Source organism: Candidatus Ornithobacterium hominis (assembly GCF_900538215.1).
GTDB classification, from domain to species: Bacteria; Bacteroidota; Bacteroidia; order Flavobacteriales; family Weeksellaceae; genus Ornithobacterium; species Ornithobacterium hominis.
The window spans coordinates 108,933-132,782 of the sequence record NZ_UNSD01000008.1; the positions used below are offsets into that span (position 1 = coordinate 108,933).

A 23,850-nucleotide genomic window follows, 5' to 3' on the forward strand; every position below is an offset into this window, starting at 1 on the left:
TTTTTTATTTCCTACCACCATTCAGTTTTTCCTGAAAGGCATTTAATTCATCAAATTTCCCATCTGCAGCCAGTTGAGCTTGTTCTGGCCAAGTTGTTGGGTCCATAGCAGCATAGATTCCACCTTTTGGTTCCAAAATAGCTTTGATGTCTTCTGCTTTGGAGTTTGCCAAATCACTGAAAGTATAGATGTTACTTTCGTTCAATAATTCTTGAACTTTTGGCCCAATACCTTCAATTTTAGTTAACTTATCATTTTTAGAAGCACTTTTTTTAGGCTCAGCTATTTTTTTACTCTCTTTTTTTTCTTCTCTATTTCCACCGATAGAAATAATTTCAATTTTTGTCAAAGCTGCACGGAAACCATTTTTCTTTTGGTAACCTTTTCTTCTTTTCTTTTTAAAAATGATAACTTTATCACCTTTCACATGCTCTAGGATTTTTGCTTCTACAGTCATGTTTTCTATAGCTGGGGCGCCTACAGTAATGTTACCGTTATCAGTCAATAAAACTTTATCAAAAGTTAATGAATCACCTTCATTTCCTTTCAGACGGTTAACATACAACTGCTGATCTTGCTCAACTTTGTACTGAAGCCCTGCTATCTCTACAATTGCATACATGGATTTATTATTTTTAATTTTAGGACTGCAAATGTAATAAATTAATTTTATTTAGAAAAATTAATTTTGGTTATTTAAAATTTCCATCACATCGGTATAGCCACCGCCGTTAAAAACTTTTTCAAAACCATTTTCATCCAAAAACTCTTTTGCTCGCCCTGCTCTGCCTCCACTTTTGCAAAAAATCACAATAGGTGTAGTATAGGTTTTGATTTCTTCTATCCTCTCGGGTAGCTCAATGAGGGGGATGTGTTTTGCTTTTTCTAAAGCACCATCTTCTCTTAATTCCTCTGAATTTCTAACGTCAATAAACGTTGTTTGAGGATTTTTTATAGCATCTAAAGTCGTTTCTTTCATCACTTTTCTAAAAAATAAATATTTAAATAATTTCGGCATGAGCATATTTACCAAATTTTAATTCTTTCATTTTCGGGTTTGTACATTTTATCTTTGGACTCTATATTGAAAACCTCATGAAAAGTTGTCATGTTTTCCAATGGGCCTACAGCACGGTATTGCCCAGGTGCATGGAAATCGGTTTTAATTTGATTTTTCAATGCTTCGTCTTTATTTTTAGTTCTCCATATTGTTGCCCAAGAAATGAAAAATCGCTGCTCTGGTGAAAAACCATCAATTTGCTGAGGTTTTTTATGATCTCGATAATATAGCTGAAGGGCATCATAAGCCACATTCAAGCCCCCTAAATCTGCAATATTTTCGCCCAAAGTGGCTTTTCCATTTACAAAAACACCTTCAAATGGCTGATAGGCACTAAATTGCTGAACTAAGCGTTCACCCAAGGCATTGAACTTCCTTTCGTCCTCTGGCGTCCACCAATTGTTAAGGTTTCCGTCGCCGTCATATTTTGCGCCGCTATCATCAAAACCATGTGAGATTTCATGGCCAATCACAGCACCCATTCCGCCAAAGTTCACGGCAGCATCGGCTTTGAAGTTATAAAAAGGGGGCTGTAAAATCGCTGCTGGGAAAACAATTTCATTGAACTGCGGGCTGTAGTAGGCATTTACCGTTTGTGGCGGCATAAACCACTTTGATTTATCTACGGGCTTGCCAATTTTTTTTAGATCTTTTTGGTAGCTCCACTGCGCTGCATTTTGAATGTTTTGGTACAAACTTCCTCCGTCTGAAAAATTAGAAATTTTTAATTCAGAATAATCTTCCCACTTATTTGGGTAACCGATTTTTACATTAAATTTATCTAATTTTTCAAGAGCTTTTACTTTCGTCTCATCACTCATCCAAGTCAGTTGATGTATATGCTGGCGGAATGATTTTTTGATGTACTTTACCATTTCTTCCGCTTTGACTTTAGCCTCTGGAGGGAAGACTTCCGTCACATATAATTTCCCGAAAGCTTCTCCCAATATAGAATTCACCAAGCTCAGAGCTCTCTTATCTCGTGCTCGCATTTCATCTATTCCTTTTAGTTCTTTGCTGTAGAAATTAAAATTTAATTCCTCTAAATCGGTTGAAAGATAATTTGCGTTTGAATTTAGATTTTGAGCAATCAAGTATTTTTTTAAAGCCTTTAAATTTTGAGAAGAAATAATTTCACCTAAGCTTCTATAATAGGTGATTTCTGGAATAATGACTTCAGGCGTTTGAATTTTTAAAGCCTTGAAAAAATCGGCTAAATCAATCGCTGTATTGACTTCGTTTAGAGAAGAAAAAGCGATGGGATTATATTTCTTTTCAGAATCTCTTAAATTTTCAAAGCTTAATAATTTTTGGGCGATTTGTTTTTCTAAATTTACAACCAGTGCTGCTGAATTTTCAGGATTTTCATCTTGAATTAGGCTAAAGAGCTTTACCAAATAATTTTGGTAGGCTTTTATTTTGCTTTGACTTCCTTCATCGGTTTTTTGGTAATAGTCACGATTCATGCCCAGGTAAGGTGTCTTTAGATAGACGGCATTTTGTTGGCTATTCTTCATGTGAGGACTTACATAGAACGCATACAAAGGGTTGTTCTCGAGTGGAGTTTGTTCAAACAAAAAAGCTTTGAATTCGGTTAAATTTTTTAAGCCTTGAATTTTTTTCAATAAATTTTGGACCGGTGCTAAACCCATTTGGTTTCGAGCTTCCACGTTCATGAAAGTTTTATACAAATCGGCTACTTTTTGCTCTTCGCTGCCCGCTTTAAATTGCTGATTAAAAACGGAATTTAGTATTTCTAATGAAATGGAATCGTTGGACTCTCTTAGTTCGTTAAAGCTACCCCAGCGGCCGTGGTCGCTTGGTATTTGAGTTTTTTTCATCCAATTACCGTTCACAAAATCGTAAAAATTATCTTGTGGGCGAATGTTTAAATCCATCATCTCTGTGTTGATTCCTGTATGGGTGTTCATTCTAGTAGAAGATATATTTTTGCTATCAGCTTCAATTTCAGTTCTTGGTCGGTTGGCACAAGAGGCTATTGTAGTAATTATTGATAAGCTTAAAATTGTTTTTTTCATCAGTTAGTATTATTTAACTTCATTTGACTTCCCAAAAGTTGCTTCCCGCCAAAAGCACATTTAAGTCAGCAGTTTTGGCTTGTTTTGCATTTTCAATTTGCTCTACCAATAAATCCTCATAAGTCGGTCGCTCTTCGGCATAAATAACACCAAAAGGTCTCGGGAATGAGCTTTCAGCAGGATCATCAAAAAAACGTGTTAATAAATTTGCTTTGTTTAAATCTTTTTCATCATGAATCATTAAATCGTTCACGCTTAGTCCTAATTTTTTGTAATTTACGACTTCTGGGGTTAAACCATCTAAGCGAATTCCTAACTCACTGTCTTCACCAAAAATTAAAGGCTGCTGATGCTCAACATAAATGGTGGTTGAGTTTTTTTTCTTCTTATCTGTAAAGTCTTCAAAGACTCCATCATTAAAGATAGGGCAATTCTGATAAACTTCTAGAAGCGAGGTACCCTTGTGTTCTGCCGTGCGGCGCATCATATCTCTTAAGTGCTTTGGGTCTCTATCCATAGACCGAGCAATGAAAGATGCATTGGCCCCCAAGGCTAAAGCTAATGGGTTGAACGGATAATCAATTGAACCTAGGGGTGATGATTTTGTCTTTAAACCTTGATGAGAGGTGGGGGAGTATTGACCTTTGGTCAAACCATAAATTTCATTATTAAACAACAATATATTTAAATCCATATTTCTTCTCAAAGTGTGAATCAAGTGATTCCCACCGATAGAAAGTGCATCGCCGTCACCAGTAATTACCCAAACGTGCAAATGAGGATTGGCTATCTTCAAACCTGAAGCAACCGAGGGTGCTCGCCCGTGGATGCTGTGCATTCCATAGGTATTCATATAATAGGGGAAACGCGAGGAACAACCAATCCCAGAGATGAATACAATGTCTTCTTTTCTGTACCCCAACTCGGGCAGGGTTTGCTGCATTTGTTTCAATATTGAATAGTCACCACAACCAGGGCACCATTTGACATCTTGGTCGCTAACAAAATCTTTTGCTGTAAGTGTTCCTTCCATCATTCAACAAAATTAAGGAAAATAAAGTATTTTTTTGAATCAAATAAAAAATGAATACATAAAATCCATAGCAGATTAAAAGGAAAGCGACTCAAGGCACTCAGAAAGGTGATGAAATTGAATATATTGTTTTGATTATTAAGAGAATACAAGTTTGGGCGATTTTGAATATGATTTAAAGAAATGCTTTTTTGAGGATGGGCAAATTAGCTGAAAATTTTTTAAGGCTTAAAAAAAATTTAAATTAAAGATTCTGAGTTTTCGTAGTTTAATTTTAGGAAAATGAAGAGCATCAGCATAAATCCCCATAAAGAACTTCCGCCGTAGCTTAAGAATGGTAACGGGATACCGACTGTTGGGAATAACCCCATCACCATTCCTATATTTACAAAAAAATGTAGCATCAAAATCGAACCTATGCTATACCCAAAATAGCGGGAGAAGATTTTCTTTTGCTTTTCTGCCAAGAAAAAAATACGTGCAATTAAAATTCCATATAAAATGACCAATAAACTGCTGCCTATAAAGCCCCATTCTTCGCCAACGGTACAAAAAATGTAGTCGGTCCATTGCTCGGGGACAAATCTACCGTCGGTTATCGTTCCTTTATTCCATCCAGTTCCCCATAATTCGCCAGAGCCTATGGCTGTTTTAGAATATAATAGATTGTACCCAGATGTGTCTCGGTATTTGGCTTCTCCTTCAAACAAAACTAAAATTCTTTCTCTTTGGTGCGTGGGCAGTTTGTCTAGAATATCTAAGGCTTTGTAGGCTATGAAGCTAATAATTCCTAGGCTGGTAAATATTATAAGGAACCCTGTGGTAAATTGCCTGAAATGACTGGCTTGCACGTTGAGTATTTTTCTGATAGAGTAATGATAATTATGGTAAGATAAATACATGCCTAGTGCTGAGAGTAATGCTATTAATGATAATACTGCTGAGGATAAATTAACAATAAAGTCTAATCTATTATTGAATAAATTTAAAAAGCCTTTCTCGTTATAGAATTTATCTGTAAAAATAAAGTTCATCAAAAAGAATATGCTTATGCCTACCAAAGCTCCTAGAAGTAGATGCATTTCTCTCATAGACAGCTGAGGGCGAGAAATACTCAATAAAAAGATGATGAGAAAAATAAGTAATAAGAAACCAATGATGAGTACTAAAAAATGGGAATCCCAAATGATACCTAACAAAAATACACCTCCTAAGGTAATGGGCACCAACAGCCAAAATGGGCTCATGCCCTCACGATACAAGGCTAGAAGAAATGCGCCAAAAACAAAGAGTGAACCGACGTCTGGCTGAAGTAGTATTAAAATTGCAGGAATAGCCAAAAGCCCCATACAAAAAAGAAAAGTTTTGGGTGTTTTGATATCATTCCCTGGGGTGTTGAGTACATGACCAATCATTAGGCCTGTGGCGATCTTCATTAATTCAACTGGTTGAATCCCTACGCCTCCAATGGAATACCAGGCTTTTGCCCCATTAATTTCTTTCCCTACAAATAAGACGCCTACTAGTGCTAGCACTCCAATGATGTAAAACACACCTGCATAAATATCAAAGAAGTTTTTACTGATACTAGTGATGATTAAAAACCCAAAAATCATCCCAAAACCTAAGCCTATTCTTACAATTTGCTTCATTCCGTAGTCTGGGTCAACACTGTAAATATTGGCGACACCAAATCCCATGATGATGAGGACAATGGTGATGATCAACCAATCGATGGATTTATTGGATCGCGTCTGTAGCATTGCTATTGATTTTAGGTTCTACGTACCACCCGTTTCGTTTCAGTCGCTCAATTTCTTGTCGGCGATATTCTGGGCGAAGGTCTCCTTCCAGCATTCTTTTTTCGAGCCACTTTCTTTGTTCTCCCTCAATGGAGTCAAACAAGTATTTCTCTGCCACCAAACTAGCCATAGGCCCTGCCCAGCGTGAGCCCCAGTAGCCGTTTTCTACCACTACGGCAATGGCTATTTTAGGATTTTCTGCAGGGGCTAGTAATGTGAAACTAGAATGGTCTTGCCCGTGGGGGTTCTGTGCTGTTCCTGTTTTCCCAGCTTGGCTAAATTTAGGCGAAATAAATCCTTGAGCTGTCCCGTTAGTAAAAACGGCTTTTAGCCCTTTCATGATGGGCTCAAAGTATTCCACGGGAACTTTTACCTTTCTTTTAGTCGTAAAAGCAGTATCTTGAATCGGTTTCCCATCAATTTCTTTTACAATATGAGGTGTGTAATAATAGCCTTTATTTGCTACGGCTGCGATGAAATTAGCCATTTGTATTGGCGTAGAAAGCACTTCACCTTGCCCAATTCCGTTGGAAATAATTTGAAAGCTATTGTATTTTCCTTCACCTAAAATTTTATTATAATATTTGCTCGTTGGGATATTGCCTTTGCTCCCTACGGGCATATCTATACCTAGGTATTTCCCCATTCCAAAGCTGTGCATAATGTCTGCCCACTCGTCTATATTTTTTTCTATATGGAGTGAATCCTTATTCAAAATTGCTAGCCAGGTTTTAGAGAAATAAGAGTTACAACTTCTCCCTATTGCTTCCTCTATCTTGAGGTGAGTTCTACCACAGTGGCACGCCATATGTGCTCGCCCGTAGTGGAAACCATGCTGGCAAGTGAAAACCGTAGCCGTGTCGGTAACGCCCATGGTAAATCCTGATAAACCTGTCAAAATTTTAAATGGAGAACCAGGTGGGTATGTTGCTTGTAAAGCTCTGTCATACATGATTCTATCAACAGAATCACGAATCATCCGACTGACTTCTCCTGGAATATTGAATCTCCGAGGGTCTATCACAGGGCTGGAGGCTAAAGCTAAAATTTCCCCCGTGTGAGGTTCTATGGCAACAATCGCTCCCCTTTTATTAGCTAATAAAGCTTCTGCATATTCTTGAGTTTTATAATCTATGCTAAGCGTTAAAGTTTTTCCATTCTCTATTTCTACATCTTTTTCTCCGTTTTCATAAGGTCCAATGGTGCGCAAGCGAATATCTTTTTTTAAAAAACGATAGCCTTTCACTCCTCTCAAAGTTTCCTCATATGATTTTTCAACACCAGCTTGGCCAGCTAAATCACCAGGGACATAATAGGAAGAATCTTTTTTGATATAATTTAGGTCTACTTCTTGAATGTATCCTAAAATATTTCCTGCTGTGTGCACACGGTATTCTCTACGAGGTCGTTTAACAATATCAACTGCAGGAAAATTGTAAATCTGTTCTTGAAATTTTGTGAAAGTTTCTCTATCTATATTACTGATAAACGGGAAAGTGCCTACTTTACTGTAGCCTTTTTTAGCTTTGATTTCAGCCATTTTTTGGTTAAACTCTTCTCTTGTTATACTCAATAAATTGATAAATTGAATCGTATCAAAGCCTTTTTCCATCAAAAAAGGTGTGATTTGAACTTCAAAATTATTGCTACTGGTAACCAACAATTTCCCATTCCTGTCTAAAATATCACCTCTCTTGGGGTAAATAACTTCCTGTTTTATCGAGGTATTGAAAGCGTTAAGAATATACCGATCTGTGCCTAATTGCAAATAAGCCAAACGCCCAATGAATATTAATACCGTAGCTATGACTAAAAAATAAAATAACCAGGTTTTTTTCATATTTACAATTCCTGTTTTTTACGAAAAGGGAAAATAGCTAAGTATAAAAAACAAATGATTAGAGTTAATACAGCTCCTAAGCTAGAGCGTTCTATAATCGTTTGCCACTGACTCAGGCTCATCGTTTGTAGCCAATCTATTAAGATATGATGAGAAAAAATTAATAAGGCTAAATAAATTCCCCACTGGAAAAAAGATAATTGACTCAAGCTTAATTCATCTTCTATTTGTGTTGATTTACTTAAGAGAAGCTTGACTAAAGGTTGACGTAAAAAAGCGATTAATACACAAGCAAAAGCATTTAAACCTCCTGTGTTTTCAAAAAAATCAATGTATAATCCCAAAAAGAAAGCATAAGTGAGAACTAAATATTTATTTCTACTAAACGGGAGCAATAAAATAAATAGTATATAAACATACGGATCGGCATAGCCGTAGAAATTTATATTATTGAATATAAAAACCTGTAAACTTGCAAATATTAAAAGCCTTAAAATATCAAAAATCCTAGTCTGTTGCATCTAACCCCGTTTGTTGTACCTTTTCAATTTCAATTCTATCTAAATCTTTAATTACGTAAACATTCTGCACCGTAGCTAAATCTTCAAAAGTCGAAACTTCAATATCAAAATCACCCGTTTTCTCATTAGGTTCTAATGAAGAAATATAACCAATTAAATGCCCCTGTGGGTAAATAGCAGATGCACCAGCAGTCATCACCGTATCTCCTTGTTTTATATTCAAATATTTAGGAATTTCAGTTAGCTGTAATTTCTGATGATCCTTCCCGTTCCATCTTAGAATTCCGAAATAATCAATATTTTTAACCTTCGCTTTTATGTTAGCCTGTGAATGTAAAACAGATAACACCGTGGAATAATGCTGCGTGGAGTGCAAAACTGCACCAATAACCCCCCGTGAAGTTAAAACCGCCATGTTGGGTTGGACTCCGTCCTTTATTCCTTTATCGATCATAAAGTAATTATCTCTTTTTCGGATAGATTGGTCGATGATTTGTGCATTGGTATACTCAAACCGCTGGAACGATGAATCTACAACCAAAGAGTCTAGCCCTAAATGAGCAGAATTTTTTAAGCCTTTAAAAATTTCTAACTGATTTTTAAGCTTTGCATTTTCTTCCATCAAAATTTTATTTTCTTTTGGAAGGTTTTGGTAATGTTTCAACTTAGAAATTTTAGCTGAAAAAAATCCGTTGACATTCAGTAGCTGCTCCCCCACCAAAGTTTTATGAAAATTACTCTGAGAGAACATCGCATACACAGCGCCTATTTCTAATAATATAAAAAACAAGAAATAACCTACCTTAGAGAGTAGGTGCGCCAATAACTTCATAATTTATTTTATCGCATTAAGAAATTATACTTATCGATATTTTTAAGTGCAATTCCAGTACCTCTCACAACAGCACGTAATGGGTCCTCTGCCAAGAAAACGGGTAAACCTGTTTTCTTTGAGATTCTTTGGTCTAGCCCCCTGAGCATAGAGCCACCACCCGCCATGTAAACGCCTGTGTTGTAAATATCTGCAGCCAACTCTGGAGGAGTTTGAGAGAGGGTTTCCATCACAGCATCTTCGATACGAGAAATAGATTTATCTAAAGCACGAGCTACTTCTTTGTAGTTCACGACAATTTCTTTTGGTTTACCCGTGATTAAATCCCGTCCTTGCACGTGGATGTCCTCTGGCGGGTGGTCTAATTCTTCTAGCGCTGAGCCGATTTCAATTTTGATTCGCTCTGCGGTACGTTCGCCCACATACAAATTGTGATGTGTGCGTAAATGATAAGCAATATCGTTGGTGAAGACATCTCCAGCAATTTTCACCGACTTATCACTTACGATTCCCCCCAAGGCAATCACAGCAATTTCTGTTGTACCACCACCAATGTCGATAATCATATTTCCCTCTGGCTGCTGAATATCAATCCCTACACCAATCGCCGCCGCCATTGGCTCATAAATTAGCCTAATATCTTTCGCATTCACGTGAATTGCTGAATCTTTCACCGCACGTTTTTCTACTTGCGTGATTCCCGAAGGAATACAAATCACCATACGCAGTGCAGGAGCCATCACCCCTCCCTTAAGCCCAGGAACCATCGAGATGAATTTACGAATCATCTTCTCCGAAGCCTCAAAATCAGCTATTACTCCGTCTTTCAGCGGGCGAATAATTTTGATTTCATCATGGGTTTTACCTTGCATGCTTTTGGCTTCATGCCCTACAGCAATCAACTTCCCAGTCGAGCGTTCGATTGCTACAATCGAAGGATGATCTACAACGACTTTATTGTTATAAATAATAAGGGTATTTGCTGTCCCTAAATCTATGGCTATATCTTTGGTGAAAATATTAAATAATCCCATTCAAAAATGTGGTTTTTAAAGTAGTTTGAAAAAAATTAAATACAAAAATAAGCTTTGTTATGATTTTTACATAATGATTATAAATTATTTAATGCGTATTTAAAGTTTTTTTATAAAAAGCTTTAAAAATTAACTGGTAAATACATAGCAAATTATCCTACAAGTTTTTTTTTCAAGCTGTTAAATTTTTTAAGCCTTAAAAAAAATAGCTAAGATCCTAGTTTTAAACCCTTAAAAAATTAACATAATTTCTTCTAATCACTAAATTGACCATAGAGTTGAGAAAATAAAGTTTCAATACGCTTTCTATGCTTTTTAAATAAATAAAACTGCGGGTCATAATCTTTTTGATTGATTCTTTTAGGCGTTTGCAGCTTTATAATATTTGCATGATTGAACAAATAGGGGCAGCCTTCTCAGAGGAGTGACTAACTAATAAGTTCCTTAATAGTTTTTTTATAAAGCACAGCAGCTTATATTTAATCGAATAAGAATTTAAATTATTCAAAATTGTGTTAAAAAAAGTTTTTTATATATTTGGCGACATTTTTAAAACAAAAAATATAAGAATGAAGAAAAAATTAATCTTACTGACAGTGTTTTTTAATTTTTTAAGCCTTGAGGCTCAAGTTGAAAATTATTTAGACAGTCTAATAGCGACGGGCAGAACTTTACCACTTACAACAAAAAAGCATAACCAAAATGTGGTAATCATAGACCGAGAAACCATCCAAAACACGCCATCACAAAGCGTGGAAGAAATTATTTCTTATTTTTCTGGCATTGATTTACGCCGTCGCGGAGTAGGCGGAATGCAATCAGACATTTCTATACGTGGAGGAAATTCTGAGCAGGTTTTACTTTTGATAAACGGTGTACGAGTGACTAATCCCCAAACGGCACACAATTTATGGAATATTCCCTTTGATGCAGATGCCATTGAGAGAATTGAAATCATCAAAGGACCAGAGGCAGCACAATACGGCGCCAATGCCTTTGCTGGCGTTATAAACGTGATTACACGAGCAAGAGAAGGAAAAAAAGTTCAACTGAGCGCTGAAGCTGGAAGCTACGGAACTTATAAAGTCGGAACAAACATTAGCATCGCTTCGCCCAAAGTAAAGCATTTATGGAATGCAAATTATGGCGCTTCAGACGGCTACCGACACAATACCGATTATACGAATAAAAACATGTTCTACCAAGGGAAATTCCAGTCTGGTATAGGTGAATTTAATTTACAGGCTGGTTTTGGTGAGAAAAAATTTGGTGCAAACGGTTTTTATGCTTCTCCTACTTACACCGAACAATATGAAGAAACGCAAAACTCCATCGTGAGTTTGGGATTGGATACGAAAAAAGACAACTGGGGAATCCGTGCTAGAACTTATTGGACGCGCGCACAAGACATGTATTTGCTTAATAGGAAAAACCCACAAATTTATCGTAACATGCACATTGGTAATAATTTAGGGGCAGAAGTATCGGTAAGTTTCATGAATGATTTGGGCTTGACTTCCATTGGGTCAGAATACAAAAAAGAATACCTAAATAGTAATAACTTGGGTAGTCATGAGCGTGACATCATATCTGTATTTTTTGAGCATCAGTTTTCTTTTTTCAACGAAAAATTAAACATTATACCAGGTGCAAGTTGGTTCCATTTCAGCAATGTTGGCGATTTTTTCTATCCACAGTTAGGCGCTGCGTATAAAATCAATGCTGAAAATAAATTATTTGCCAATGCAGCACGTGTGCACCGCTTGCCATCATACACCGAGTGGTATTACCAAAGCAAAACAGAGGTGGGGAATCCAGATTTAAAGCCAGAATCAGCCAACAGCTTTGAGGTGGGCTATCATTTTCTGCAGCCTACGTTCTCGGCAAAAGTCAGTGCCTTCCGTCGCCATGCAAAAAATGCAATTGATTGGGTAAAAAAAGATAAAAACCAACCGTGGAAGCCCATCAATAGCACGAGTGTAACCGTAGATGGAGTAGAAGTTAATTTAAAGAAAAACTTCAATGGCTTTGTAAGATCTTTTGCAGTGGACTACACGTATTTAGACAAAAGCATAGTTAACTCTGAATTTGCATTATCTCGCTATTTATTAGATAATCTAAGACATCAAGTCGTGGTGAAATTAGAGAACCAGTGGTTCAATCATCTTTATAGTCATTTAGTTTATCGCTACTTAGACCGTGTAACGATAGAAAATTATCATTTGCTGGATGCGAAGTTGAATTATAAACACAAGAATTGGCAGATTTTCACTTCGTTCAATAACCTTACAGGTACTAAGTATACAGAGACTAGCTTAGTGCAAATGCCTGGTTTTTGGGTGAGCGGGGGTGTAACCTATCAATTTAATTTTTCAAATTAAGAAGCAAATTTGCATAATTCAAAAACGTAAAATACATTTGCGGGCAGGTTGAGAAAAGTGAAAAAATCTCAACGGAATTTTAACAAAAAATAACGAAATTTTAACAAATGAAATTTGTGAGTTTCAAAATAAAGTGTAAACACACACACACACACACAAATAATGAGCTAAACAACTCATTATCAATAACTTATAGTAATTTATTGCTTCCCCGCGGGAGCGAACCGCAAAGCCGTGCAAGAAAATCTTGTGCGGTTTTTCTATTTTCACCTGTGTGAAGGTAGTAATTTCTTCAAAAAGAAGAGCCTCACGGGTTGGGGCTCTTTCTAAAAGAAGAAGCTAAAAAAGTTGAATAAAAAACAGCAAAAAAACAGCGAAAATTTAATTAAGAAAAGAATAAATCAATAAAATATTAACCAAAAAAAATAAAATAAATGAAGAAATTATTACTTTCTTTCGTTGTATTGCCAGGAGCCTTAGCCACCGCCCAAGTAGGCATTAATACAGAAGAGCCACAAGCCATGCTAGACATCAGTGCAAAAGACAACCAAAAAGGAGACCTGCGCATACAAGATGTTGAGATGAAAGAAAAGACCGATTGGCTTTTAATTTGGGATGAAAAAGACCAAAAGGTGAAGCGCACAAGCCTCTCAGACCTCAAATGGGATATAATAGTAGACAAAGGGAAAATAAATTATATCCGCGGTAAGCAGCCAACCAAAGCAGATGGGATCATCAATAAAATCAAGCAATGTCCGCCAGAAAACATAGTTTTTGATAAATTATTTGGTATCAGCGGTAAGCACGATTTTGTGTATTGTGCTACAATTGTAAGCGAGGGCGGCTACAATAGAACATGGCTCAACCTCAACCTTGGAGCGGCGTATGCAGACATAAATAATCCTGATTTTGACCCGACGGTTAATAAAACAGGCACAGATGCCCATAATGAAGCTAAAACCTACGGTTCATTATACCAATGGCAGAGAGCGAGTAATGGACATGAGTTTAGGGATTCAGAAACTACCAAAGAATTAGCCGATACTTGGACAGAAACAGACAAAGCAGCAGGGAAGTTTATTACTCCTAGCGAGGAGATTTATTATTGGACAAAGAATGGTGGTAATGCTACAACATATAATTTAAAAGATTTTGAGTTGTGGCAAGCAGGCGGAGTTAATAACCCATGCCCGTCAGGTTACCATGTTCCGACTTATCTGGAGTGGTTACCATTTTATCAGGTTCTAATGGGTGGTGACGGTGACATTACAAGCGATTCTACTAATAAAATGTGGGTACAGACTAAGTTGCCAAACCTTTCAGCTGCTGGCTACCGTAAAAAAGATGGAGATGAGAATTCTTATTCTATAAGCGAAAAGGATACTCCCGGCAACTACTGGAGTAGCTCTGATGTAGTAGGAGGGTCAGGCCAGGCTCTGCGCATATCCTTCAGCAGTGAACACAGCTTAGTGGACGACTACTACACCCCCTACTATCACGGCGCCAGCGTGCGTTGTATTAAAGATTATTAAACGTTTATTTAAAATCAGAAAATCATCAATTAAAATTAAAGGCTTAGAGAAAAATTTTCTAAGCCTTTAAAAATTTTAGGAGAATAAATCAACCCGTAGTTCATTTAGATTTTAATGATTTATTGGGCTAAAAAAGGAGGAAGTTGATAAAGTAAGTTTAAAATCGTTGTCTTTTAAGAAATGATAAATCTGTTTGTAAATTGCGAGCAGATTTTTTTATAGCAAACAATCAATGAGATTTTTTAAGGCTTAAAAAAAAATATTTGTTATAAATCCCCATCACAAATTTTATTATTTTTTCAAAAAATCAAAATCAGCATTATAAATATCAGCCGTATCTTGTTGACTTTGGAGCTGGCGTTGCTTCCAGCGTTGTGCTAAAAATTGTAATCGGCTATGGCTGTGTTCTAAGAAATCAATAGTAGATTGGCAAAATCGAGGATTCCCTTCATCCCTCATATCTTTTATACGGTCTTTGGTGCAGCCGCCATAGCAGTTTTTATACCATTCACAAGTGTGGCATTTTTCAGGCAAAATATTTTTCATTTTCCCAAATTTCATTTGGGTACTGCTGTTTATCATTTCAATCAACTGGTCACCTTGCATGATGTTACCCAAACGCCAATGATCTTCTACGAAAAAATCACAACTAAAAACATCGCCATTATGTTCCACTGTAGGGTAGACACCACATTGCTCTAAAAGTGTGCATTCTGGTGAAGGCATATCTACATAGGTATAAAAGACTGAGTCAATATTACGTACCATCGTTGTGGGTTCTCCATTTTCAAAATCATTCCACCATAAATCAAAAATTCTTTTGAGAAATTTCCCATATTTTTCGGGAGTGACAGAAAAATCTGCAGCTTTGCTAGGGTTTTTTTTATCTGTTTCTACAATCGGGATAAACTGCATCCATTTCATTCCCAGTCTTTTGTAGAAATGGTATAACTCATCTGGAAAATCTGCGGAATAATTGGTAACGCAACACATCGCATTCATTTCAACATCCCAATGACTTAATTTTTTTTGAGCCGCCATCACCTTTTCCCAAGAAGCTTTTCCTCCTTGTGTAAACCGATATTTATCATGAATATGCTGAGGCCCATCCAAACTTAAACCAACTAAAAAATTCCATTTGCCGAGAAATTGAGCCCATTCATCGTTAATCAGGACACCGTTGGTTTGCAAAGCATTGGCTATCATCTGATTTTTAGCATATTTTTGTTGTAAATTGACAACTTTTTTATAAAAATCAAGCCCCATCAAAGTTGGTTCGCCGCCTTGCCATGTAAATTGCACGTAATCATCAGCTTGAGATAAACCTTGTTTGATTAATTCCTCCAAAACTTCATCACTCATACGATGTTTTTTAGTCCCAGGGAACATAGCTTCTTTTTCTAAGTAAAAACAATAGGTGCAACCTAAATTACAATCTGGGCCGCTGGGTTTTACGAGAATAAAACTTAAGGGATTTTTGTAGTACATGTTTTTCGTTTAGAATGATTTTTTTCTTACTTTTATAGACAAATTTATAACTTTCACAAAAAATTTGTTCGATGAAAAGGTACGTAATTATTTTCTTTCTCTATGTTTTTTCGGTAGCATATTCACAAAATAAAAAGCCAAATATCGTCATCATCATTTCAGATGACCATGCATACCAAGCCATTAGCGCTTACAATAAAAATCATCGTTATATCGATACGCCCAATATCGACCGCTTGGCAGAGGGGGGAATGATTTTTCATAAATCTTACGTAAATAATTCCATCTGTGGCCCGAGCCGTGCTAGTCTGTTAACGGGGAAAATGAGCCATAAAAATGGCTACAAAGACAATGAAAATTCATCATACAATAGTAATCAGCAGCAATTTGTAAATTTATTGCAAGAAAACGGATACCAAACAGCTTGGATTGGCAAATACCATTTAGGCTACGACCCTAAGGGTTTTGATTTTTATAAAATACTCATCGGGCAAGGTTATTATTACAACCCAGATTTCATCGAAAGAGGGAAAGGAAAAATAAGAGAAGAAGGCTATGTAGCCAATTTAGTAGAAGATGCGGCAGAAAAATGGCTAGATGAGAGAGATGCAGAGAAACCCTTCTGCTTAGTCATAGGGCATAAAAACACACACCGAACGTGGATGCCTGATTTGCAGGATATTGGAGCTTTTGACAAAGCGAAATTCAGTATTCCTGAAACTTTTTATGACGATTACAGAAGCCGAAAAGCAGCTGCTCTGCAAGAAATGTCTATAGCAAAAGATATGCGGATGGGCTATGATTTGAAGATGCTGGGCGACGACTTTCGGGTAGATAATAATTTTAAGCGGATGAACGAAGAGCAGCTGAAAGCTTTTGAAAATTACTATAAACCGATTCAGAAAAAATTAGAAAAAAGTAAGCTTAAAGGAGAAAAATTAGCTGAATGGAAGTATAAAAGATATATGAATGATTATTTATCAACAGCGGTTTCATTAGATAGAAATATTGGTAGAACTTTAGATTATTTAGAAAAAAATGGCTTAGATGAAAACACAATCGTGATTTATACTTCAGACCAAGGTTTTTACTTAGGGGAACACGGTTGGTTTGATAAGCGATGGATGTATGAAGAATCTTACCGTACGCCGTTACTCATCAAATACCCCAAAATAGTACCCGCAAAATCATCCTCAAATTCTTTTGTGATGAATATTGACATTGCCCCAACATTACTAGAATTGGCAGACGTGAAAATTCCTCGAGATATTCAGGGAGTGTCAATGCTACCGATTCTGAAAAATCCAAATGCTGAAACTCAAAATGAATTATATTATCATTATTATGAAAATGGAGAACATGCCGTTTCGCCACATTTCGGAGTGAATAATAAAAGATATAAACTGATTCGCTATTACAAAAGAGTTGAAAACTGGGAACTTTTTGATTTAGAAAAAGATCCGCAAGAAATGGACAATATTTTTAATGCACCAAAATACCAAGAAGTGAAAAAAGAAATGATGAAATTACTGAAAAAAGAAATTCAGGAATATGAGGATTTTGATGCTTTGAATGTGCTTTTTGAAGATCAAGAATTTAAAAAATATTCTAAATAATGTAAAAAAAGAATGGTTTTTGCTACAAGTATAATTAAACAAATAAAATTAAACTTTATGGCAGAGATTACATTGAAAGGAAATAAGATCAACACGAGTGGGAGTTTACCAGAAAAAGGCTCTCAAGTGAAAGACGTGGAATTGATTAACACCGATTTAGAAAGAAAAAAAATTTCAGGTTTCAACGGGAAGAAGTTAGTTTTCAATATTTTCCCGTCGGTTGATACTGGAGTTTGTGCTCAATCAGTAAGAAAATTTAACGAATCGGCAGGAAATAAAGAAAATACATTGGTGCTTTGCATCTCAAAAGATTTACCATTTGCACAAAAGAGATTTTGTGCGGCGGAAGGCTTAGACAATGTTTTGATGCTGAGTGATTTCAATAGCGATTTTGGTGACGTTTACGGTTGTAAAATTGTAGATGGGCCAATGCAAGGCTTGCTGAGCAGAGCCGTAATTGTAACGGATGAAAACGGCAAAATCGTTTATAATGAGCAAGTAAAAGAAATTACTGATGAACCAAATTATGATGAAGCTTTAAGCCACTTGTAAAGAGGTGAAATTAAAAATAATGAGAAAAAAGCGACTTAAAAAAGTCGCTTTTTTTTTAAGGCTTAAAAAAAATTAACGAAGAATTAACAAACAAAAAGTTTTCTTGGTACAATATTTACAAACGAACTGAAATGAGAAAATTAATTCTTTGGGTAATTTTGGGATTTTTGACTTTATATTCTTGCCAATCTCAAACGAAAAAAACAAAAATAAACATGGATAATTCAAATAAAAATTATGAAATAGCCACATTAGCAGGAGGTTGCTTTTGGTGTATTGAAGCTGCTTTTGATGAGCTAAAAGGAGTCGTGGAAGTACAATCAGGCTACGCTGGGGGGAGCGTGAAAAACCCAACATACAAGCAAGTATGCACTGGTGAAACAGGACATGCAGAAGTAGTCCAGATTCGCTATAATCCGTCAGTGATTTCATATGCACAATTGCTAGATGTTTTTTGGGTTTTGCATGACCCGACGACGCTCAATCGCCAAGGGAATGATGTTGGCACGCAATACCGCTCAGCAATATTTTATCATAACGATGAACAAAAGAAAATTGCAGAAAAATCGATGGCTCAAAGTGAAGAAAGAGGGGACTACTCTGCTAAATATGTGACAGAAATAGTCCCTTTGAATGATAATTTTTACCCAGCAGAAGACTATCATTCCGACTATTTTGTTAACAATCCTGAAAACCCGTATTGTGGTGCTGTAATTGCTCCTAAAATCAAAAAATTTCATCAGAAATTTCATGATTGGCTGAAACCAGAATTTCAATAAAAAATTTTTTAAGCCTTAAAAAAATCCCTTTATCAAAAATTTAGCTTTCAAAAATGAAAATAGTATTTTTGCCATTCATTCAAAGGTAAATAATGTATAGAACGCACAATAACGGAGAGCTTCGGCTAAGTCACGCAGGCAAAAGAGTAAAACTAAGTGGCTGGGTACAAACCATACGAGATAAAGGATTTCTAATCTGGATTGACCTGCGAGATCGCTACGGCATTACGCAATTGGTTTTAGAAGAAGAAAAATCTGCCCCCGAATTGCTAGAGAAAGTTCGCCGATTGGGTAGAGAATTTGTGATAAGCGTAACGGGGATTGTAATAGAAAGAGAGGCAAAAAATCCCAAAATCTCAACAGGTGAAATTGAAATTTTGGTTGAGAATATAGAGATTTTAAATCCTTCAAAATTACCCCCCTTTACCATAGAGGACGAAACAGATGGGGGAGAGGAGCTACGAATGAAGTATCGCTACTTAGACATTCGCCGAAATCTGGTAAAAGATAAATTGATTTTCAGAAGCCAAGTCGCACAAAAAGTTAGAGAAATTCTAAGCCAGCAGGATTTTGTGGAAGTAGAAACACCAGTTCTTATCAAGTCTACACCTGAAGGAGCTCGTGACTTTGTCGTGCCATCACGTATGAACCCAGGGCAATTCTATGCCTTGCCTCAGTCGCCACAAACTTTTAAGCAATTGCTCATGGTAGGTGGTTTAGAACGCTATTTTCAGATTGTGAAATGCTTCAGAGATGAAGATTTAAGAGCTGATAGACAGCCAGAATTCACGCAAATCGATTGTGAAATGGCTTTTGTGGAGCAAGAAGATATTCTAAATATTTTTGAAGATTTGCTAAAAAAATTACTTCAAGATATAAAAGGAGTAGAGATAGGTGATTTCCCGAGAATAACTTACGCTGAAGCGATGAAAAAATATGGGAATGATAAACCTGATATTCGCTTTGGCATGGAATTTACCGAGCTGAATGCGTTGGCACAAGGTAAAGGCTTTCAAGTTTTTGATTCGCAAGAATTAATCGTGGGTATTGCGGCGCCTAGCTGTGCAGGATATACGAGAAAAGAAATAGACCAATTGATTGATTGGGTGAAGAAACCGCAAATCGGCGCACTGGGCTTGGTGTGGGTAAAATACAATATCGACGGGAGCATGAAATCATCAGTAGATAAATTTTATTCGCCTGAGGATTTAAAGGCTTGGGCAGATGCGATGGGAGCTCAGCCTGGAGATTTATTATTGGTGATGGCTGGGCCTGCTAACAAAACACGAAAGCAACTGAGTGAACTGCGTATGGAAATGGCAAAACGCCTCAACCTGAGAAATCCAGAGGAATTTGCCCCACTGTGGGTGGTTGACTTCCCTTTGCTTGAGTGGGATGAAGAAACACAACGCTACTATGCCATGCATCATCCCTTCACGGCACCTAAACCAGAAGATTTGAATTTACTAGAAGAAAATCCCAAAGAAGTCCGTGCCAATGCCTATGATTTGGTGCTGAACGGGAATGAAATTGGTGGAGGCTCAATCCGTATTTATAATAAAGAAATTCAATCTAAAATGTTTGAAATTCTAGGTTTCACAGAAGAAGAAGCAAAAGCACAGTTTGGCTTTTTGATGAACGCCTTTGAATTTGGTGCACCTCCACACGGCGGGATTGCTTTTGGATTTGACCGACTAGTAGCGATTTTGGACGGAGCAGAGACCATACGGGATTACATTGCGTTTCCGAAAAATAATGCAGGTAGGGATGTGATGATTGATGCGCCAGCAAAGATTGCAGAAGAGCAGCTAGAAGAATTGAACTTGAGAATAGAAGAAAAATAATTTTTTAAAGGCTTAAAAAAATAAAGCTTAGAAAAATTCAATAATATTTAATAAATTTGTTTAGATTTTAAGTTGAAAAGATGAGCGAAAAAACATTTAGAGAAGTTATAGCAGAAGCAATGAGTGAAGAAATGCGACGAGATGATTCCATCTATTTAATGGGTGAAGAAGTTGCAGAATATAATGGAGCTTATAAAGCTTCAAAAGGAATGTTGGATGAATTTGGCCCCAAAAGAGTCATAGATACACCTATTGCTGAAGGTGGATTTTCTGGTATTGGTGTAGGTTCTGCTATGAACGGAAACAGGCCAATCATTGAGTTTATGACGTTTAACTTCTCACTTGTAGCAATAGACCAAATTATCAATAATGCGGCAAAAATGAGACAAATGAGTGGAGGGCAATGGAATATTCCGATTGTTTTCCGTGGGCCAACAGCTTCGGCTGGTCAATTGGCAGCGACACACTCACAGGCCTTTGAGAGTTGGTATGCCAACTGCCCAGGGCTAAAGGTTATAGTCCCGTCTAACCCGTATGATGCCAAAGGTTTGTTGAAATCAGCCATTCGAGATGACGACCCAGTTATCTTCATGGAATCAGAACAAATGTATGGTGATAAAATGGAGATTCCAGATGAGGAATATACCATTGAAATTGGTAAAGCTGACATCAAAATCAAAGGAGATTCTTGTACGGTAGTTTCTTTTGGTAAAGTCATCAAAGAAGCACAAAAAGCAGCAGAAGAATTGGCTAAAGATAACATCAATATTGAATTGATTGATTTAAGAACTATTCGCCCCTTGGATTATGAAACTATAATTAATTCTGTGAAGAAAACCAATAGATTGGTTGTACTGGAAGAGGCATGGCCATTTGGTTCTGTAGCGAGTGAAATTGCTTACATGGTTCAGCAAAAAGCTTTTGATTATTTAGATGCACCAATCAAGAGAATTACAACTCCAGACGCTCCATCGCCTTATTCTTCTGTTTTGTATGAAGCATGGTTCCCTAAAGCGGAAGAGGTGGTGAAAGCAGTGAAGTCAGTAATGTATAAATAAAATTAATAAATCTCTTCACCTATCAACAAAAAGCCGGGAATTCCCCGGCTTTTTTAGGCTATAGTTAATTTTTATAATTTTAGCTTTAGATATTTTTAGCTTCTTCAGCTACATTTTCAGCTTCTTTTCTTGCTTGATCTTTTAAATCGTTTAATTCCGCTTTAGCCTGACTGATTTTATTATCCAAAGAATCCTTTAAATCAGAAGTAGCATCACTAAATTTTCTTTTAGCCTCATTAATTTTCCCTTTCACTTTATCTTTTTCATCAGGAGACATGTTTTTATATTTCCAAAAAGCAAAAGCTCCTAATCCTAATAATGCTAATAATCCTCTAGACTTTTTCATAATATATTAAATTTTAAATTATTTATTCCTTTGTATAGAAAAATCTGTGCCAAAGTTTGATGAAGTCATTTCTTAGAGCAAATTAATAATTTCTAATAAACTGACTTGAATCAAACCAATGATGAATCCTAAAATAGCGCCCGTCAATTCAATAAATCCCAATTCATTTTTCAAAATATTATTCATCAGATTATTTACCTCGCCAGAATCTAAAGCATTGATTTTACGTGAAACGATTTTTCGAATATTTACTTTATTCTCTAAATAGTCATGAAAGTTTTCGCTAGCATTGTCTAAACTCTCATAAATTTTATCTTGCAGCCGTTCTTTGATTTTTTCTTTGGTTGAATTCCCGATGAATAAATTAAAAAATGAATGATCTTTTGGGAACTCATATTCAAAATAATAATCTACTTTTGATAAAATAAAGTAATTGAGATGATTCATATTTTCATCAGTAAAAACCTGTGATTTCAGCGAATCGACAGACAATAAATCATCTGCCACCAAATCTCCAATGCGTTGAGCAATCAGATGCTGCCTTTTAGGGAAAACGCCTTGAAATTTAACGCCTAAAATATTTCTAGGCTCTTTGGGGTTAAACAGAAGCCAAACGGCAATTTTGTTTGTAATCCACCCAATCAATCCAGAAAAAATAGGAATAAAGATAAACTTTAAAATTAAAACCAAAACTCAATTATTTTTTTTAAAGCCTTGCAAAAATTTAACCATTTAAAAATTTTTAATCGTTAAGATTTATTTTAAATTTATTTTTTTCTAATTAATCTAAAAAAACAAGCTTTTTACGAATTTAGATTTAAAATTTCTAAAGCCTTAAAAAATTTCATTCAAATGTAAGGTAGCTGCTTACCAGCCAATGATTATTCTCATCACCCTGATTAGCCGTTGCTGGGATAATCACTTCGTAATTGTGCTGCCCAGCTTCTAGAGAACCTAAATTAACTCTCAGTGGTTCAACAGAACTCCCTGGGCACCAGTTTGAACGAGATAAGTCTGAAGAGGCTAAACGTTCTGTAACTTCACCCTTTACACGTTGATAATCATCATTATAATAGCTGGCAGTGTCTTTCTTTACCCAAACGCCAGAGGAAGGATTGAATCTTCTGAAAGACGAACAGTCATCTCGCCAAGGAATAAAGTCAATAGCTTTTTGCCCATCAATCTTCATCGTATTATTAATTTTGATGAACTCATCACCCCCGGCATGCCCACCGTGCCCAGTTGTGATGTAGTGTAAGGTGACATTTTTAGCTGTTTTAGTTAAATTGAAATTTCCCGCTAAGCTGTTTCTAGAGAAAAAGTCTGGAATCCTTTGCCCATTGGCATAGTAGACTGTGTTTTGCAAAGGTAAAACTTTTGGTGTAGGCCGTGGTCGCCCGCTGTAAATCAAATCTACATCGACTAAATAGCCTTCGGCCGTCCATGTGTCAATCCACACACCGATGTAGAAATCTCCTTGAACTAAAGAAGAAAGCTGAGAAATATCTTGAGTCCAATGCACTTCATTTTCCCATTTTGGTACATAAACTGGCCGAGAGTACTTAATACTAGGAAACTTCACTTCATCACTGTAGTGCCCAACGCCAAATGGAGTCATAAATCTCAATAGCTCCACAGCGGGCTGGTAATCGGGCGAGGTCTTCACGCCACCAAAGGTTTCTTCTACCATACTATTGGCAGGAAATTTTGCATTTCCCTCGGCTACAGCCAAAAGATTTATGTTTTCCATATCAGGAATCACAAAAACAGAGCCGCTTTTGTCCCACCGATCCCCATTTGATTTCACCGTAACTTTAATCTTCACATCCGTTCCATAGGCAAAAACAGGCGCATTGACTTTTTTTATGATTAAGCGCCCATCTTGCAATCTTGAAGCCTTTTCTATTCGGCCTTCTTTAGCAAAATTCACTACTGTATTTTCAAAAACTTTCAACGTTTGAGGCTGAGGGAATGTTTTTTGAGATAAGCAACTTCCTATCACGGCAAGAGAAGTTAGAAGTAAAAATCTTTTCATCATCATTTTAATTAAGTTATAAAATTAAGGATTATTTCTAGAGTTGACTCGCGCTATA

Annotated in this window: 20 protein-coding genes and 1 pseudogene; 7 read left to right on the forward strand and 14 right to left on the reverse strand. The window is 36.4% G+C overall.

The window, feature by feature from the left end; translation table 11 throughout:
• Nucleotides 1-4 precede the first annotated feature (4 nt).
• From rplU to D5J18_RS08965, 10 genes and pseudogenes are all read right to left on the reverse strand, one after another.
• Nucleotides 5-622 (reverse strand): 50S ribosomal protein L21, encoded by a 618-nt coding sequence (gene rplU / locus D5J18_RS07235; protein WP_119058338.1) that lies wholly within the window; start codon nt 620-622, stop codon nt 5-7.
• Between the two features lie 60 nt (nt 623-682).
• Nucleotides 683-1,018, reverse strand: a complete 336-nt coding sequence (locus D5J18_RS07240) for a rhodanese-like domain-containing protein (RefSeq protein WP_260377570.1) — start codon at nt 1,016-1,018, stop codon at nt 683-685.
• Between the two features lie 8 nt (nt 1,019-1,026).
• A complete protein-coding gene (locus tag D5J18_RS07245; RefSeq protein ID WP_119058340.1) occupies nt 1,027-3,099 on the reverse strand; it encodes a M13 family metallopeptidase in 2,073 nt (690 codons plus the stop codon).
• 19 nt (nt 3,100-3,118) lie between these two features.
• Nucleotides 3,119-4,135, reverse strand: a complete 1,017-nt coding sequence (locus D5J18_RS07250; protein WP_311394705.1) for a 2-oxoacid:ferredoxin oxidoreductase subunit beta — start codon at nt 4,133-4,135, stop codon at nt 3,119-3,121.
• A gap of 236 nt (nt 4,136-4,371) precedes the next feature.
• Nucleotides 4,372-5,895 carry a rod shape-determining protein RodA gene (rodA, locus tag D5J18_RS07255; protein WP_260377571.1) on the reverse strand — a complete coding sequence of 508 codons (1,524 nt, stop codon included), beginning with the start codon at nt 5,893-5,895 and terminating at the stop codon, nt 4,372-4,374.
• The gene (locus tag D5J18_RS07260; protein WP_119058341.1) at nt 5,873-7,774 is read right to left on the reverse strand and encodes a peptidoglycan D,D-transpeptidase FtsI family protein; all 1,902 of its coding nucleotides are present in this window, start codon (nt 7,772-7,774) and stop codon (nt 5,873-5,875) included. Before D5J18_RS07260 ends, rodA begins: the two co-directional genes overlap by 23 nt.
• 2 nt (nt 7,775-7,776) lie before the next feature.
• Entirely contained in the window at nt 7,777-8,295 is a 519-nt protein-coding gene (locus D5J18_RS07265) for a rod shape-determining protein MreD (protein ID WP_133298024.1), read from the reverse strand.
• The gene (gene mreC / locus D5J18_RS07270) at nt 8,282-9,127 is read right to left on the reverse strand and encodes a rod shape-determining protein MreC (protein ID WP_119058343.1); all 846 of its coding nucleotides are present in this window, start codon (nt 9,125-9,127) and stop codon (nt 8,282-8,284) included. Before mreC ends, D5J18_RS07265 begins: the two co-directional genes overlap by 14 nt.
• Nucleotides 9,128-9,135: 8 nt before the next feature.
• A complete protein-coding gene (locus D5J18_RS07275; protein WP_119058344.1) occupies nt 9,136-10,161 on the reverse strand; it encodes a rod shape-determining protein in 1,026 nt (341 codons plus the stop codon).
• A gap of 207 nt (nt 10,162-10,368) precedes the next feature.
• Nucleotides 10,369-10,562: pseudogene (locus D5J18_RS08965) on the reverse strand (IS982 family transposase); the annotation flags it as partial.
• A 168-nt stretch (nt 10,563-10,730) separates the two neighbouring features.
• Between D5J18_RS08965 and D5J18_RS07285 the strand changes: the two are divergent.
• Together D5J18_RS07285 and D5J18_RS07290 are read left to right on the forward strand one after the other, a co-directional pair.
• Entirely contained in the window at nt 10,731-12,542 is a 1,812-nt protein-coding gene (locus tag D5J18_RS07285; protein WP_119058345.1) for a TonB-dependent receptor plug domain-containing protein, read from the forward strand.
• Nucleotides 12,543-12,976: 434 nt separating this feature from the next.
• A complete protein-coding gene (locus D5J18_RS07290; RefSeq protein WP_119058346.1) occupies nt 12,977-14,074 on the forward strand; it encodes an FISUMP domain-containing protein in 1,098 nt (365 codons plus the stop codon).
• Nucleotides 14,075-14,365: 291 nt separating this feature from the next.
• Here the strand turns inward: D5J18_RS07290 and D5J18_RS07295 are convergent, their stop codons facing one another.
• Entirely contained in the window at nt 14,366-15,562 is a 1,197-nt protein-coding gene (locus tag D5J18_RS07295; protein ID WP_119058347.1) for an anaerobic sulfatase maturase, read from the reverse strand.
• A 71-nt stretch (nt 15,563-15,633) separates the two neighbouring features.
• Here D5J18_RS07295 and D5J18_RS07300 point away from each other — a divergent pair, with 71 nt between their 5' ends.
• The 5 genes from D5J18_RS07300 (at nt 15,634) to D5J18_RS07320 (ending at nt 21,411) form a co-directional block, all read left to right on the forward strand.
• A complete protein-coding gene (locus tag D5J18_RS07300) occupies nt 15,634-17,178 on the forward strand; it encodes a sulfatase family protein (protein WP_119058348.1) in 1,545 nt (514 codons plus the stop codon).
• Nucleotides 17,179-17,235: 57 nt separating this feature from the next.
• Nucleotides 17,236-17,730 (forward strand): thiol peroxidase, encoded by a 495-nt coding sequence (tpx, locus tag D5J18_RS07305; RefSeq protein WP_119058349.1) that lies wholly within the window; start codon nt 17,236-17,238, stop codon nt 17,728-17,730.
• A gap of 131 nt (nt 17,731-17,861) precedes the next feature.
• Nucleotides 17,862-18,509, forward strand: a complete 648-nt coding sequence (gene msrA / locus D5J18_RS07310) for a peptide-methionine (S)-S-oxide reductase MsrA (protein ID WP_375730852.1) — start codon at nt 17,862-17,864, stop codon at nt 18,507-18,509.
• Between the two features lie 92 nt (nt 18,510-18,601).
• On the forward strand, nt 18,602-20,353 hold the full coding sequence (gene aspS, locus D5J18_RS07315) for an aspartate--tRNA ligase (protein ID WP_119058350.1): 1,752 nt from the start codon (nt 18,602-18,604) through the stop codon (nt 20,351-20,353).
• 80 nt (nt 20,354-20,433) lie between these two features.
• Nucleotides 20,434-21,411 carry a pyruvate dehydrogenase complex E1 component subunit beta gene (locus D5J18_RS07320; RefSeq protein ID WP_119058351.1) on the forward strand — a complete coding sequence of 326 codons (978 nt, stop codon included), beginning with the start codon at nt 20,434-20,436 and terminating at the stop codon, nt 21,409-21,411.
• 85 nt (nt 21,412-21,496) lie between these two features.
• Here D5J18_RS07320 and D5J18_RS07325 read toward each other — a convergent pair whose 3' ends face one another.
• The 3 genes from D5J18_RS07325 to D5J18_RS07335 all read right to left on the reverse strand — a co-directional run bounded on the left by D5J18_RS07325 (nt 21,497) and on the right by D5J18_RS07335 (nt 23,798).
• Nucleotides 21,497-21,757, reverse strand: coding sequence for a YtxH domain-containing protein (locus D5J18_RS07325; protein ID WP_260377572.1), 261 nt, complete (start codon nt 21,755-21,757; stop codon nt 21,497-21,499).
• A 72-nt stretch (nt 21,758-21,829) separates the two neighbouring features.
• Nucleotides 21,830-22,447, reverse strand: coding sequence for a DUF445 domain-containing protein (locus D5J18_RS07330; protein ID WP_119058353.1), 618 nt, complete (start codon nt 22,445-22,447; stop codon nt 21,830-21,832).
• A 154-nt stretch (nt 22,448-22,601) separates the two neighbouring features.
• Entirely contained in the window at nt 22,602-23,798 is a 1,197-nt protein-coding gene (locus tag D5J18_RS07335) for a PNGase F N-terminal domain-containing protein (protein WP_260377573.1), read from the reverse strand.
• Nucleotides 23,799-23,850 lie beyond the last annotated feature (52 nt).

What these genes read in the sequence shown, in the direction of transcription:
- aspS (WP_119058350.1), top strand. Translation starts at nt 18,602, where the DNA reads ATGTATAGAACGCACAATAACGGAGAGCTTCGGCTAAGTCACGCAGGC.
- D5J18_RS07275 (WP_119058344.1), bottom strand. Translation starts at nt 10,161, where the DNA reads ATGGGATTATTTAATATTTTCACCAAAGATATAGCCATAGATTTAGGG.
- D5J18_RS07300 (WP_119058348.1), top strand. Translation starts at nt 15,634, where the DNA reads ATGAAAAGGTACGTAATTATTTTCTTTCTCTATGTTTTTTCGGTAGCA.
- mreC (WP_119058343.1), bottom strand. Translation starts at nt 9,127, where the DNA reads ATGAAGTTATTGGCGCACCTACTCTCTAAGGTAGGTTATTTCTTGTTT.
- D5J18_RS07285 (WP_119058345.1), top strand. Translation starts at nt 10,731, where the DNA reads ATGAAGAAAAAATTAATCTTACTGACAGTGTTTTTTAATTTTTTAAGC.
- D5J18_RS07325 (WP_260377572.1), bottom strand. Translation starts at nt 21,757, where the DNA reads ATGAAAAAGTCTAGAGGATTATTAGCATTATTAGGATTAGGAGCTTTT.
- rplU (WP_119058338.1), bottom strand. Translation starts at nt 622, where the DNA reads ATGTATGCAATTGTAGAGATAGCAGGGCTTCAGTACAAAGTTGAGCAA.
- D5J18_RS07265 (WP_133298024.1), bottom strand. Translation starts at nt 8,295, where the DNA reads ATGCAACAGACTAGGATTTTTGATATTTTAAGGCTTTTAATATTTGCA.
- D5J18_RS07250 (WP_311394705.1), bottom strand. Translation starts at nt 4,135, where the DNA reads ATGATGGAAGGAACACTTACAGCAAAAGATTTTGTTAGCGACCAAGAT.
- msrA (WP_375730852.1), top strand. Translation starts at nt 17,862, where the DNA reads ATGAGAAAATTAATTCTTTGGGTAATTTTGGGATTTTTGACTTTATAT.
- D5J18_RS07245 (WP_119058340.1), bottom strand. Translation starts at nt 3,099, where the DNA reads ATGAAAAAAACAATTTTAAGCTTATCAATAATTACTACAATAGCCTCT.
- rodA (WP_260377571.1), bottom strand. Translation starts at nt 5,895, where the DNA reads ATGCTACAGACGCGATCCAATAAATCCATCGATTGGTTGATCATCACC.
- D5J18_RS07240 (WP_260377570.1), bottom strand. Translation starts at nt 1,018, where the DNA reads ATGCCGAAATTATTTAAATATTTATTTTTTAGAAAAGTGATGAAAGAA.
- D5J18_RS07290 (WP_119058346.1), top strand. Translation starts at nt 12,977, where the DNA reads ATGAAGAAATTATTACTTTCTTTCGTTGTATTGCCAGGAGCCTTAGCC.
- D5J18_RS07295 (WP_119058347.1), bottom strand. Translation starts at nt 15,562, where the DNA reads ATGTACTACAAAAATCCCTTAAGTTTTATTCTCGTAAAACCCAGCGGC.
- tpx (WP_119058349.1), top strand. Translation starts at nt 17,236, where the DNA reads ATGGCAGAGATTACATTGAAAGGAAATAAGATCAACACGAGTGGGAGT.
- D5J18_RS07335 (WP_260377573.1), bottom strand. Translation starts at nt 23,798, where the DNA reads ATGATGATGAAAAGATTTTTACTTCTAACTTCTCTTGCCGTGATAGGA.
- D5J18_RS07320 (WP_119058351.1), top strand. Translation starts at nt 20,434, where the DNA reads ATGAGCGAAAAAACATTTAGAGAAGTTATAGCAGAAGCAATGAGTGAA.
- D5J18_RS07260 (WP_119058341.1), bottom strand. Translation starts at nt 7,774, where the DNA reads ATGAAAAAAACCTGGTTATTTTATTTTTTAGTCATAGCTACGGTATTA.